Here is a 12,082-nt window from a genome sequence, read left to right as displayed (position 1 = left end):
GCGGGAAATTCTGACCGAAGCCGGGGAGCTGATATGGGCCGGACGACTGCTCACCTGGGGCGAGCCGGAATGTTGGCCGGTGCTGACGGTCAATGACCCGCGCAACCTGACCTGTAACCTCCGGTTTTGTGGCCAATATGAAGACACGGAAAGCGGTTTATTTTATAACCGGCACCGTTATTACGAGAGGGAAACAGGCCAGTACTTATCGCCGGACCCTTTGAATCTTAGTGGCGGATTTAACCCGTACAGCTATGTCCATGATCCGGTAAACTGGATTGACCCTTTAGGGTTAGCGGGTTCACCTTCGCAATTATTAAATCGGAAACTTAGAGCTTTACAAAAAGCTCAAGGTTCTGCCGTAAATATCCGCGAATTACCTGATGGACGAATCCGTTATTATGATAAGGAAGCGTTAGCTAGAACTGAAGGGCCAACGCGTGGACGTTCTCATGTCACAGAGTGGAATCCATCAACAGGAAGTGTGAAGTCTTGGGAAGAAACTTACGATCATTCCAGCAAGGTTAATCGTGTACATCCTAAGATGAAAGATGGCCGGGTATTGGATTTACCTCATTATCCACCTACCAAAGCGGATATAGATTCAGGCATAGCAACAACTTCAGGAAAAGCTATTAAAAAATGTGGGGGATTGTCATGAACAATCTAATCCATCTTTTTATAAGTGGCCTGAATGAAAAACTTCAAGAAAATTACGATACTGCTAACATTGCTAGATATGCATATGAATTTTACCTTGATCATGACATTGATGATGAGAGGCTAAGATATGTTGTTGATTATTTAAAAGGAATGGATGCAGATCCTGTATTTGAATTAAGTAAAGACGAAGTCATTTCTTTTGTTCGAGAAAATCTTTTTTACGTCTAAAAACACCGGAAGATCCCAGTGATCTTCCGGCTTTCTTATGATCTATCTTGGCGCATACCTACAGTAAGCCTACGTTGATTTCACTCGTTCAATGTTTGCGCCAAGTCCACGCAACTTATCTTCGATATGTTCATAACCCCGGTCAATATGATAAATACGGTCAACAACCGTTACGCCTTCCGCAATACAACCCGCCAGAACCAAGCTTGCCGATGCACGTAAATCCGTCGCCATCACCTGAGCACTAGATAATTTTTTAACACCATGACAAAGCACAGTATTACTTTCAATTTCCGCATGAGCTCCCATCCGAATTAATTCAGGAATATGCATGAAACGGTTTTCGAAAATAGTTTCAGTAATCATCCCTGCACCTTCAGCAACCAAATTCAACAAGCTGAACTGTGCCTGCATATCGGTCGGGAAACCAGGGTGCGGAGCTGTACGTAATGTCACAGCTTTAGGGCGTCTACCGTGCATATCAAGGCTTATCCAATCTTTACCAATTTCAATATCAGCACCCGCCTCACGCAATTTAGCTAATACCGCATCCAGCGTATTAGGCTGAGCATGACGGCAAACTACCTTGCCACCAGATATCGCAGCCGCAACAAGAAATGTCCCCGTTTCAATCCGATCAGGTAATACACGGTATACTCCACCACCAAGACGTTCTACACCTTCAATGATGATATGGTCAGTGCCTGCACCTGTGATTTTTGCACCCAAGGTATTGAGAAAATTAGCCGTATCTTCGATTTCAGGTTCACGTGCTGCATTCTCAATAATTGTTGTCCCTTCTGCCAACGTTGCCGCGGTCATAATCGTGACTGTCGCTCCAACGCTAACTTTATCCATCACAATGCAAGCCCCTTTCAGACGCCCGTTAACGGAAGCCTTGACGTAGCCCTCTTCCAGCACAATTTCAGCACCTAACTGTTCCAAACCACTGATATGCAGATCAACCGGGCGGGCGCCAATCGCACAACCACCCGGCAAAGAAACTTGCCCCTGACCAAAACGCGCTACCAAAGGACCTAACGCCCAAATAGAGGCACGCATGGTTTTTACTAGCTCGTAAGGCGCACAATATTGATTCACATCGCGAGCATCTACAAATACAGAACCATTACGTTCAATTTTGGTCCCAAGGCGATTCAATAATTTGATAGTGGTATCAATATCTTTCAATTCTGGAACATTTTGCAACTCAACAGGCTCTTCAGCCAACAACGCGGCGAACAGGATTGGCAGTGCAGCATTTTTTGCCCCGGAAATAGTAACCTCACCCGATAGACGAGTGGGCCCTTTCACACGAAATTTATCCATCTGTGACTACTCTCTTTATATAATTTGCTGTTCGCTGCGAGGCAAACAACATTAAAAACCGTTGAGCTTGCGATCCCGTTTCCAATCATCCGGCGTGTAGGCTTTAATTGATAAGGCATGAATACGATTGTCAGCAATGTATTCCATTAAAGGCGCATAAACGGCTTGCTGCTGTTTTACCCGGCTCATGCCGGCAAACATTTCACCAACCACAATAACTTGGAAATGGCTGCCATCTCCGTTAACAATGACTTCATCCAGTGCTAATTTATCCATCAGCACTTGCTTAATCTCATTAGTATCCATAATTGCTCAATGTTCTGTACCCGTCATCTTTCAAGTTGCCTCTTTGTTGGCTGCACTCACTCACCCCGGTCACATAGTTATCTATGCTCCCGGGGATTCGCTCCCTTGCCGCCGCGATGCATCTTGAAATCCATAGGGTATGTAGTTAGAAATAAATAATAGACAGCCATCTATCCTAATAGAATCCTGCTTATTCTTAAACTATGAAAACGCCCTTGTAATATTTCTGCTTACAAGGGCGCTGATTATACCCGTTATCTTTCAAGTTGCCTCTTTGTTGGCTGCACTCGCTCACCCCGGTCACATAGTTATCTATGCTCCCGGGGATTCTCTCCCTTGCCGCCGCGATGCATCTTGAAATCCATAGGGTATGTACAGATAATTAATGAGATTATCGGTTAGCTATCAATGATCATTTCTTGCAGATCATAGAGCTTAATCAGGGTGTTAAGCCGTTCATCAATGCCAGAAAAGCGCAATTTATCCCCTCTCTTTTGCATATGATGTTTGAAACGGACTAAAAGAGCTAACCCGGTAGAATCCACATATTCAAGTTGTGACACATTGATGTCATTGATATCGACCAATAATTTCTCTTTTTGCTGCCAGAGAGGAAGCAAACTATTACGATCCAAAGTGCCCTTGAGAATCAATGTTTGCCCTATTTTTTCCCAGATCAGACTCTCAGCCATCTTATTTTTTCTCTTCCAGAGTAATTGGCTGACGGGCACTGATTTCAAGCTGCTTAGTTAAGCCATCAATACCTTGCTGACGCAAGATAGAGGCCCATTCACTCTGTTTAGTCGTAATCATACTGACTCCCTCAGCAATCATATCAAATGCCTGCCAGTAACCAGTTTTGCTGTTTTTGCGCCATTGGAAATCAAGACGGACAGGAGGACGGCCATTCGGATCGATAATAGTGACACGAATAGCAATAACATTGCTGTCCCCTAACGGCTTTTCAGGGTCAATCTGGTAAGTTTGATTATGATACATTGCCAAAGCCTGCCCATAGGCCTGCTCAAGATAAGATTCAAATGCAACAAAATAAGCCTTGCGCTGCTCTGGAGTCGTATCTTTATAGTATTTCCCCAGAACCAATGCCCCTGCGTATTTGATATGGACATAAGGCAGTAGCTCCTCTTTCACCACTTTACGCAGATAATCTGGATTTTGACGAATTTGTGATTGGCTATTTTTCAAACGAGTAAAAGTCTTTTCCGCCGCATCCTGCATCAGCTTATAAGGATTCGTTTGATCAACTGCGCTCGCTAATGGCGCAAAAACCAATAGCGCCATCATTAATAATCTCTTCAACATAATGGGTTCCTCTTAATGATATTCAGTTGCTGGCTAAGGTGTCGGCGGGTGCTCTGCCCCACTTTGGACATTATCACCACTCTTATACAAGAACTGGCCGATGAGATCCTCAAGTACCATTGCTGATTTGGTATCTTGTACGCGGTCACCCTCTTTCAGAATACGGGTGTCCATATCGGGATCTTCAAACCCTATATTCAAGGCAATATATTGTTCACCTAATAGGCCAGAAGTACGAATGGAAAGAGAACTGGTATCAGGGATATGGTCATATTGCTTCATAATATCCAGTGCCACTTGCGGCGTATAAGTTTTTTCATCAAGAGAGATACTTGCAACACGACCAATCACCACACCCCCAATTTTTACCGGTGAACGCACTTTCAAACCTCCAATATTGTCAAAAGTTGCGTACAAACGGTAAGTTGGCTGGTTGCCTACCGATTTAATATCTGCCACTTTTAAGCATAAAAAGACGATTGCAGCCAGTGCAATCAAGACAAAAAATCCAACCCAAATTTCACTTTTCTTGCTTTGCATTGGCTTAGTTCCCAAACATGAGTGCTGTCAGCACAAAATCCAAACCTAAAACCGCTAACGATGCATGAACCACCGTTCTGGTCGTTGCTCGGCTTATCCCTTCCGAAGTCGGGATCGCGTCATAACCATTGAATAGAGCAATCCAGGTCACAGTAATGGCGAAAACGACACTTTTAATAAAACAATTAAGCAAATCTTTCTGCCACTCGATAGCAGACTGCATGGAAGACCAGAAGAAGCCACTGTCAATCCCCTTCCAATCAACACCAACCATCGCACCGCCCCAAATACCTACCGCAACAAAAATCAAAGATAATAGCGGCATACTGATAAACCCGGCCCAGAAACGGGGAGCTATCACACGCCGTAATGGATCTACCGCCATCATCTCCAGGCTGGAAATTTGCTCCGTGGCTTTCATCAAACCGATCTCTGCGGTCAGGGCTGATCCTGCTCGACCAGCAAACAACAGTGCCGTGACCACCGGCCCCAATTCACGTAACAGAGATATCGCCACCATCATACCAAGACTGGCTTCCGCGCTGTATGTTGTCAGTACCAGATACCCCTGTAAGCCAAGCACCATGCCAATAAACAGCCCTGAAACGATAATAATCAATAATGACCGAACACCCACGCTGTAAAGCTGCTGTCGGAGTAACGGCCATTGTCTGGCAGGTTCTGGCTTGCCAATTATCGCGCGGAACAGCATAAAACCTGCACGGCCAAAAGAGGCAAACACCTCAATGGCTCGTCGGCCAAGTGCCGCCAGCGCCTGTGTTAACATTAACATCCCATTATCCTAATAACTCAGTTTTATAATCCCCTGCCGGGAAACGGAAAGGTACCGGCCCATCAGCAATACCATCCAGAAATTGCCGTACTCGCCTATCAGAATTAGAGTGCAACTGTTGAGCTGTACCCTCAGCAATAATCTGTTGTTCAGCGATAATATAAGCGTAATCTGCAATGCTCAGAACTTCCGGTACATCGTGGGAAACAACCACACAGGTAACGCCAAGTGCCTTATTCAGCTCATCAATCAACTTCACCAAAACCCCCATCGTAATCGGGTCCTGACCAACAAAAGGCTCATCAAACATAATCAGATCAGGATCAAGTGCAATGGCACGAGCCAGAGCCGCACGCCTTGCCATACCACCGGAAAGTTCGGAAGGCATCAAATTCGCGGCACCACGTAATCCTACCGCCTCTAATTTCATCATTACCGTGGTCTGTATAATTTCTTCAGGCAGGTTCGTATGTTCACGCAGCGGAAAAGCAACGTTCTCAAAGACATTGAGATCAGTGAATAATGCCCCAGATTGAAACAGCATACTCATCTTCTTGCGAGCAGCATACAAGTGAGAACGGGATAAAGCAGGAATATTATCACCATCAAAACAGATCTCTCCACGTTCAGGACGTAACTGACCACCAATTAATCGTAATAGTGTCGTTTTCCCTATCCCAGAAGGCCCCATAATTGCAGTGACTTTTCCTCTAGGCACAACTAGATTAATATCAGCAAAAATCAAACGGTTACCACGGGTAAAATACATACCACGGATCTCGATGAGATTTGCTGTCTGTTGATTCATTATTGATAGCCCTTAACGGTTAATAAATTGGCTTTAATATTTGGTTCATATATTAATCATATATACTACAAAAAAACTGGAAAATTTTCGCTATTAATGTGATGACAAATTTTACTTTTCTATCCACCGCCGTCAGAATATGTCCCATCTAACTGGGCAGACAATTTTTGTTTAGAAAATCAACCAGCGTTAACATTAATTCGGAATATACCTTACAAGGGACGCTTCATGCTTCTGACCTTTTTACTTCTAATTGCCGGGTTGATTTTACTGGTATATGGTTCCGATAGATTAGTATATGGTGCTGCAATTTTTGCCCGTACTCTGGGACTGCCTCCATTTATTATTGGTATTACCATTGTTGGCATTGGAACTTCTCTACCAGAATTAATGGTTTCAGTTACTGCAATGCTAGATAATCAACCTAATATGGCCGTGGGTAATGTTATTGGCTCCAACATTACTAATCTGCTACTAATACCCGGTGCCGCTGCATTTATTCGCCCAATGGAAGTAAAATCAGATATCCTGCGGCAGGAACTGCTGTTGATGCTACTGCTCACCGTCTTCTGTGGTTATTTAATGAGTGATCACTATCTCAGCCGGATGGATGGGTTGGTATTACTCGCTTCCGCCATAGTGTATATCTTACTGATGATAAAAATGGTTGCTCTACCGCGCCGCGCCGAAGCGGATATTTATACGCAAGAACAGGCTGCGGAATTACCGGTCGAAGGCAATAAACACATTGCCCTGCTTTGGATTCTATTAGGGTTACTTATTTTACCTATGGCAACTCGTATGGTTATTGATAATGCAACTGTTATTGCCCGCATTTATGGCATCAGTGAATTAGTTATCGGGCTTACCGTACTTGCGGTCGGTACCAGCCTGCCAGAATTAGCAACCTCCATTGCCGCAGCATTCAAAGGCGAAGATGACATCGCATTCGGGAATATTATAGGTTCGAATATATTCAATATATCAATTGTTTTGGGCCTTCCCGCATTACTCTCACCAGCAGCCATTTCACCTGAATCTTTCCATCGTGACTTTTGGGTAATGATGGTAGCCAGCATAATATTTACTGCATTTTGTCTGGGTCGTAAACACCGATTAAACCGATTTAAAGGTGTCCTGTTATTAAGCTGCTTTATCGCTTATTTTATCGTACTGTTTATTTCCCAATTACAGCATTGAATAAACACGAATGAGTAGGAAAAAGAAATGCCTAAGATTGATTTTCAGCAAGCGGGTAAAAAAGTATTACACATAGAACGGGATGGATTAACAGAACTTGAACAACATATAAACGGAGATTTTGACCGTATCTGTGAACTGATGTTCAACTGCGAAGGTAAAGTGATTGTCATGGGGATGGGTAAATCCGGCCATATCGGGTGTAAAATTGCTGCCACTTTCGCCAGCACCGGTACACCATCCTTTTTCGTTCATCCGGGAGAAGCCAGCCACGGCGATCTCGGCATGATCACACCTAAAGACATTGTCTTAGCCATCTCAAATTCGGGTGAATCCAGTGAAATTTTATCGCTGATTCCCGCATTAAAACGCCAAAAAATCCCGCTTATCTGCATGACTAACAATTACAACAGTAATATGGGAAAAGCCGCCGATATCCACCTGTGTATCAAAGTCCCGCAGGAAGCTTGTCCGCTAGGTTTGGCTCCTACAACCAGTACCACTGCAACACTGGTTATGGGTGATGCTTTAGCGGTTGCATTGCTCCAGGCACGCGGCTTTACTGCTGAAGATTTCGCACTATCACATCCAGGCGGCACTCTTGGACGCAAACTTCTGCTACTGGTGAGTGATTTGATGAATACAGGCGATGATATTCCAAAGGTTAATCGTCACGCCACCTTACGCGAAGCACTGCTCGAAATCACCCGACAAAAACTGGGGATGACCGTCATTTGCGATGAAAATATGTATATTGATGGTATTTTTACTGATGGTGATTTACGGCGAGTGTTTGATATGGGCGTCGATTTGTACAATGTCAAAATTTCAGATGTTATGACAACAGGTGGCATCCGCATCAAACCAAATGCCCTTGCAGTTGATGCATTGAATTTAATGCAGTCACACCATATCACGTCCTTATTGGTTGCAGAGGACAATAAATTGCTTGGTGTATTACATATGCATGACCTGCTACAAGCTGGTGTGGTGTAACCGGAGAAAATGCCTTAATGAGCCAATTAGTTTATTTGGACACCTGTTATGGTCCAGTTAATAAAGACGTTATTGAAAAAGCCCGTAAAATCCGCTTGCTGATTTGCGATGTTGACGGTGTTATGTCCGATGGCCGGATCTATATGGGCAATAACGGTGAAGAATTAAAAACATTTAATGTTAGAGATGGTTACGGAATTCGCTGCTTAATTACTTCAGGAATCGAAGTCGCTATTATTACCGGCCGTAAAGCAAAATTGCTGGAAGATCGAGCAAATACCTTGGGTATTACACATCTTTACCAAGGACAAAGTGATAAGGTTTTGGCGTACAAAGAATTGTTAGATAAACTGGGATTAAAACCAGAACAGGTTGCTTATATTGGTGATGATCTGATTGACTGGCCTGTCATGGAACAAGTGGGGTTATCTGTCGCTGTGGCAGATGCACATCCATTACTCTTACCAAAAGCGCATTATGTCACCCAAATTGCAGGGGGACACGGTGCGGTAAGGGAACTTTGTGATTTGGTGCTTTTTGCTCAGAATAAGCTGGAAGAAGCCAAAGGATTATCAATATAGTAGGTTGAAGTGAAACGAGAATGGATAGAATCAAATCCTGGTTGGTGATAACTCTGGTATTAATCATCCTGGCGTTAATTGGCTGGAACTTGTCTGATTCAGATGAGATTAAATCATCTTCTGCCACAGATAACAGTCAGCCAACCTATCAAAGTCAGGAAGCTATAACTTTTGTTTATGACCCTACGGGGAAATTGACGTATAAACTGGTCGCTGATGACGTCCAAAACTATGCAGAGTCAAAACTTACCTGGTTTACCAAACCGGTATTAATTACTTATGACTCAAATGCCATTGCTACATGGACAGTTCGTGCTAACAAAGCCAAACTAACTAATGACAAAATGCTCTATCTTTACGGAGACGTACAGGTTGACAGTCTGACTAATACGTCACAATTACAACGTATTACTACAGAGAACGCTATCATCAACTTGGTCACTCAGGATGTTTCATCTGACGATCAGGTCACACTGATTGGTGTCGGGCTAAAATCCGTCGGTATGAAAATGCGTGGCAACCTGCGAAACAAAACCGCTGAACTGATTGAAAAGGTTAACACCTACTATGAAATCCAACATGAAAAACAGAATCCGTAATGCTTTTATTGCCAGTGCTATCTTTGTAGTCAGTCTTCCCGCTATGGCACTGAAAGATGACACACAGAAACCCATTTCTATCGATTCTGTTAAACAAGCCCTTGACATGACAAGGAACACTTCCACATTTACAGAAGATGTGATCATCAAACAGGGTTCTATCGATATCCGCGCTGACAAAGTTGTTGTGACTCGCCCAGATGGCGATTCTAAGAAAATGGTTATTGAAGCATTTGGCAATCCGGTAACCTTCTATCAATTACAGGACAATGGCAAACCAATCAAGGGCCGCGGTTCCAAAATGCGTTACGAAATGGATAAAGAGCTGGTTACACTCACTGGCAATGCCTATTTGGAACAGTTAGACAGCAATATAAAAGGCGACCGTATCACCTATCTAGTCCCAACTCAGCAAATGGAAGCGTTTAGTGACAAAGGTAAACGAGTGACAACCGTCCTACTACCTTCTGAATTACAAGAAGAAGGCCCTGGGGCTAACAACAAGAGTAAATAACGATATATGGCAATACTAAACGCAGAAAACCTGGCAAAAGCTTACAAAGGCCGTAAGGTCGTTGAAAATGTCAGCCTAAACGTGAACTCCGGCGAAATTGTCGGCCTACTTGGTCCGAACGGTGCAGGGAAAACGACGACTTTCTATATGGTCGTCGGTATCGTTTCACGGGATACCGGGACAATTACCATTGATAATGAAGATATTAGCCTACTGCCACTTCACGAACGGGCACGACGTGGTATCGGTTATTTGCCTCAGGAAGCTTCTATTTTCCGCCGTCTAAGCGTATTCGACAACCTGATGGCTGTATTGGAGATCCGCCAAGATTTGACTCAAGAACAGCGGAAAGAACGTGCCGAAGAGCTGATGGAAGAGTTCCATATCAGCCACCTACGAGACAATCTTGGTCAATCACTTTCCGGAGGTGAACGTCGCCGCGTAGAGATTGCCAGAGCGCTGGCAGCTAATCCTAAATTTATTTTGCTGGATGAACCTTTCGCTGGCGTAGATCCTATCTCAGTCATCGATATCAAGAAGATTATTCAGCATTTGAGAGATTATGGACTAGGGGTCCTTATCACAGACCACAATGTCCGTGAAACATTGGATGTATGCGAACGTGCTTATATTGTCAGCCAAGGGCATCTGATTGCTCACGGCACACCTAATGATATTCTTAATAATGAACAGGTGAAGCGCGTTTATTTAGGCGAAGGTTTCCGGCTCTAATTCGGCCAGGAGAATTGATTTAACGCTATGAAGCAAAGTTTGCAACTCAGGCTTAGTCAGCAACTGGCTATGACACCACAGCTCCAACAAGCTATTCGTTTGTTGCAACTTTCTACGCTTGAACTCCAACAGGAAATACAACAAGCGTTAGAAATGAATCCTTTGCTTGAACAGGATGAAGATCATCAGGAAATTGGCAATCAGGAACTTCCCAATCACGAAACGGAAGCTATGGATACGCTTGATGCCTTGCAACAGAAGGATATGCCAGATGAATTACCCCTGGATGCCAGTTGGGATGAAATTTACACCGCTGGCACACCTTCCGGGACACGCAATGACTATAACGACGACGAACTGCCACTTTACCAAGGTGAAACAGTTCAAACCCTGCAAGACTATTTGATGTGGCAAGCAGAATTGACCTCTTTCACGGAAATAGATGCGGCGATTGCGACATCAATCATTGATGCCGTAGATGACACTGGCTATCTCACTGTACCACTAGAAGATATCCTTACCTGCATTGGCGACAATCAACTCACTCTGGCAGAAGTGGAGGCTGTGCTCAAACGGATACAGCATTTTGATCCTATCGGTGTCGCGGCTCGTGATTTAAAAGATTGTCTACTCGTCCAACTATCCATATTTCCACCAGAAACCCCTTATCTGAAAGAGGCGAGACTGATCATTTGCGAACATCTAGAGTTATTAGGTCATCGGGATTTCCGCAATTTAATCCGTCTGAGTCGCTTGAAAGAAGATACACTGAAAGAGGCTATAAATTTAATCCAGTCACTTGAACCAAAGCCTGGTCTGGCAATAAACACTGACCAATCAGAATATGTCATCCCCGATGTACTGGTTCGAAAAGAGGGTGAACACTGGCAAGTAGAATTAAATACAGATAGTATCCCCCGTTTACACATTAATCAGCATTATGCAGAGCTTGGGCAACATACGCGCAATGAAAGTGACAGTCAGTTTATCCGCAATAACCTACAAGAGGCCAAGTGGCTTATTAAAAGCCTGGAAAGCCGAAATGATACTCTGCTGAAAGTTGCGCGTTGTATTGTAGAACAGCAACAGGAATTTTTTGAACATGGTGAAGAATATATGAAACCTATGGTTTTGGCAGACATTGCTTTCCAGGTTGATATGCATGAATCCACCATTTCCAGGGTGACTACCCAGAAATTCCTGCACAGCCCACGTGGTATTTTTGAATTGAAGTATTTTTTCTCCAGCCATGTCAATACAGAAAGTGGAGGCGAAGCCTCTTCAACTGCAATACGGGCTTTGGTGAAAAAACTGGTAGCAGCGGAAAACCCCGCCAAACCATTAAGTGACAGCAAACTGACAAGCATGCTAGCCGATCAAGGCATCATGGTTGCCCGACGGACTGTCGCAAAATATAGAGAGTCGTTATCCATTCCGCCATCAAACCAACGTAAGCGTCTGGTTTGAAAT

16 protein-coding genes are annotated in these 12,082 nt (G+C 43.9%); 9 read left to right on the top strand and 7 right to left on the bottom strand.

All coding sequences use genetic code 11. The features are described 5' to 3' along the window. Together ACGF49_RS21570 and ACGF49_RS21565 are read left to right on the top strand one after the other, a co-directional pair. A partial coding sequence (locus tag ACGF49_RS21570) for an RHS repeat-associated core domain-containing protein (protein WP_387492720.1) occupies window positions 1-661 on the top strand: 661 nt, incomplete at its 5' end. Then, window positions 658-891: a hypothetical protein gene (locus tag ACGF49_RS21565; RefSeq protein WP_113043699.1), complete on the top strand. Its 234-nt coding sequence runs from the start codon at window positions 658-660 to the stop codon at window positions 889-891. The genes ACGF49_RS21570 and ACGF49_RS21565, both read left to right, overlap by 4 nt. Before the next feature lie 69 nt (window positions 892-960). On the opposite strand, the gene murA is transcribed toward ACGF49_RS21565, so the two are convergent. The 7 genes from murA to mlaF all read right to left on the bottom strand — a co-directional run bounded on the left by murA (window position 961) and on the right by mlaF (window position 5,990). After that, on the bottom strand, window positions 961-2,220 hold the full coding sequence (murA, locus tag ACGF49_RS21560) for a UDP-N-acetylglucosamine 1-carboxyvinyltransferase (RefSeq protein WP_228900900.1): 1,260 nt from the start codon (window positions 2,218-2,220) through the stop codon (window positions 961-963). A 51-nt stretch (window positions 2,221-2,271) separates the two neighbouring features. After that, window positions 2,272-2,526: a BolA family iron metabolism protein IbaG gene (gene ibaG, locus ACGF49_RS21555; protein ID WP_011148158.1), complete on the bottom strand. Its 255-nt coding sequence runs from the start codon at window positions 2,524-2,526 to the stop codon at window positions 2,272-2,274. Window positions 2,527-2,924: 398 nt separating this feature from the next. After that, the gene (mlaB, locus tag ACGF49_RS21550; protein WP_271859664.1) at window positions 2,925-3,218 is read right to left on the bottom strand and encodes a lipid asymmetry maintenance protein MlaB; all 294 of its coding nucleotides are present in this window, start codon (window positions 3,216-3,218) and stop codon (window positions 2,925-2,927) included. A 1-nt stretch (window position 3,219) separates the two neighbouring features. Beyond that, entirely contained in the window at window positions 3,220-3,849 is a 630-nt protein-coding gene (gene mlaC / locus ACGF49_RS21545; RefSeq protein WP_113043696.1) for a phospholipid-binding protein MlaC, read from the bottom strand. Between the two features lie 33 nt (window positions 3,850-3,882). After that, window positions 3,883-4,389 carry an outer membrane lipid asymmetry maintenance protein MlaD gene (gene mlaD / locus ACGF49_RS21540; RefSeq protein WP_113043695.1) on the bottom strand — a complete coding sequence of 169 codons (507 nt, stop codon included), beginning with the start codon at window positions 4,387-4,389 and terminating at the stop codon, window positions 3,883-3,885. Between the two features lie 4 nt (window positions 4,390-4,393). After that, window positions 4,394-5,176, bottom strand: a complete 783-nt coding sequence (gene mlaE, locus ACGF49_RS21535) for a lipid asymmetry maintenance ABC transporter permease subunit MlaE (RefSeq protein WP_113043701.1) — start codon at window positions 5,174-5,176, stop codon at window positions 4,394-4,396. 10 nt (window positions 5,177-5,186) lie between these two features. Next, complete coding sequence (gene mlaF / locus ACGF49_RS21530) at window positions 5,187-5,990, bottom strand: phospholipid ABC transporter ATP-binding protein MlaF (protein WP_271859663.1); 804 nt, start codon at window positions 5,988-5,990, stop codon at window positions 5,187-5,189. A 228-nt stretch (window positions 5,991-6,218) separates the two neighbouring features. On the opposite strand from mlaF, the gene ACGF49_RS21525 reads away from it, so the two are divergent. Genes ACGF49_RS21525 through rpoN form a run of 7 tightly spaced genes read left to right on the top strand, consistent with a single transcriptional unit; the run spans window position 6,219 to window position 12,079 of the window. Beyond that, a complete protein-coding gene (locus ACGF49_RS21525; RefSeq protein WP_271859662.1) occupies window positions 6,219-7,190 on the top strand; it encodes a calcium/sodium antiporter in 972 nt (323 codons plus the stop codon). A 27-nt stretch (window positions 7,191-7,217) separates the two neighbouring features. Then, the gene (kdsD, locus tag ACGF49_RS21520; RefSeq protein WP_113043693.1) at window positions 7,218-8,186 is read left to right on the top strand and encodes an arabinose-5-phosphate isomerase KdsD; all 969 of its coding nucleotides are present in this window, start codon (window positions 7,218-7,220) and stop codon (window positions 8,184-8,186) included. A 17-nt stretch (window positions 8,187-8,203) separates the two neighbouring features. Next, window positions 8,204-8,767, top strand: coding sequence for a 3-deoxy-manno-octulosonate-8-phosphatase KdsC (gene kdsC / locus ACGF49_RS21515; RefSeq protein ID WP_112879243.1), 564 nt, complete (start codon window positions 8,204-8,206; stop codon window positions 8,765-8,767). Window positions 8,768-8,787: 20 nt separating this feature from the next. Continuing rightward, window positions 8,788-9,366, top strand: a complete 579-nt coding sequence (gene lptC, locus ACGF49_RS21510) for an LPS export ABC transporter periplasmic protein LptC (RefSeq protein WP_112879244.1) — start codon at window positions 8,788-8,790, stop codon at window positions 9,364-9,366. Then, window positions 9,347-9,880 (top strand): lipopolysaccharide ABC transporter substrate-binding protein LptA, encoded by a 534-nt coding sequence (gene lptA, locus ACGF49_RS21505; protein ID WP_387492713.1) that lies wholly within the window; start codon window positions 9,347-9,349, stop codon window positions 9,878-9,880. Before lptC ends, lptA begins: the two co-directional genes overlap by 20 nt. Before the next feature lie 6 nt (window positions 9,881-9,886). Continuing rightward, entirely contained in the window at window positions 9,887-10,612 is a 726-nt protein-coding gene (gene lptB / locus ACGF49_RS21500; protein ID WP_011148169.1) for an LPS export ABC transporter ATP-binding protein, read from the top strand. Between the two features lie 27 nt (window positions 10,613-10,639). Then, complete coding sequence (gene rpoN / locus ACGF49_RS21495; RefSeq protein WP_113043691.1) at window positions 10,640-12,079, top strand: RNA polymerase factor sigma-54; 1,440 nt, start codon at window positions 10,640-10,642, stop codon at window positions 12,077-12,079. Window positions 12,080-12,082 lie beyond the last annotated feature (3 nt).

The organism is Photorhabdus sp. RM96S (genome assembly GCF_042879335.1).
In the GTDB taxonomy this organism is placed as follows: Bacteria; Pseudomonadota; Gammaproteobacteria; order Enterobacterales; family Enterobacteriaceae; genus Photorhabdus; species Photorhabdus kayaii.
This window is presented reverse-complemented; position numbering and strand designations above follow the sequence as displayed.

Coding starts and splice junctions, on each gene's coding strand:
- ACGF49_RS21565 (WP_113043699.1), top strand. CDS start 658: ATGAACAATCTAATCCATCTTTTTATAAGTGGCCTGAATGAAAAACTT.
- murA (WP_228900900.1), bottom strand. CDS start 2,220: ATGGATAAATTTCGTGTGAAAGGGCCCACTCGTCTATCGGGTGAGGTT.
- ibaG (WP_011148158.1), bottom strand. CDS start 2,526: ATGGATACTAATGAGATTAAGCAAGTGCTGATGGATAAATTAGCACTG.
- mlaB (WP_271859664.1), bottom strand. CDS start 3,218: ATGGCTGAGAGTCTGATCTGGGAAAAAATAGGGCAAACATTGATTCTC.
- mlaC (WP_113043696.1), bottom strand. CDS start 3,849: ATGTTGAAGAGATTATTAATGATGGCGCTATTGGTTTTTGCGCCATTA.
- mlaD (WP_113043695.1), bottom strand. CDS start 4,389: ATGCAAAGCAAGAAAAGTGAAATTTGGGTTGGATTTTTTGTCTTGATT.
- mlaE (WP_113043701.1), bottom strand. CDS start 5,176: ATGTTAACACAGGCGCTGGCGGCACTTGGCCGACGAGCCATTGAGGTG.
- mlaF (WP_271859663.1), bottom strand. CDS start 5,990: ATGAATCAACAGACAGCAAATCTCATCGAGATCCGTGGTATGTATTTT.
- ACGF49_RS21525 (WP_271859662.1), top strand. CDS start 6,219: ATGCTTCTGACCTTTTTACTTCTAATTGCCGGGTTGATTTTACTGGTA.
- kdsD (WP_113043693.1), top strand. CDS start 7,218: ATGCCTAAGATTGATTTTCAGCAAGCGGGTAAAAAAGTATTACACATA.
- kdsC (WP_112879243.1), top strand. CDS start 8,204: ATGAGCCAATTAGTTTATTTGGACACCTGTTATGGTCCAGTTAATAAA.
- lptC (WP_112879244.1), top strand. CDS start 8,788: ATGGATAGAATCAAATCCTGGTTGGTGATAACTCTGGTATTAATCATC.
- lptA (WP_387492713.1), top strand. CDS start 9,347: ATGAAAAACAGAATCCGTAATGCTTTTATTGCCAGTGCTATCTTTGTA.
- lptB (WP_011148169.1), top strand. CDS start 9,887: ATGGCAATACTAAACGCAGAAAACCTGGCAAAAGCTTACAAAGGCCGT.
- rpoN (WP_113043691.1), top strand. CDS start 10,640: ATGAAGCAAAGTTTGCAACTCAGGCTTAGTCAGCAACTGGCTATGACA.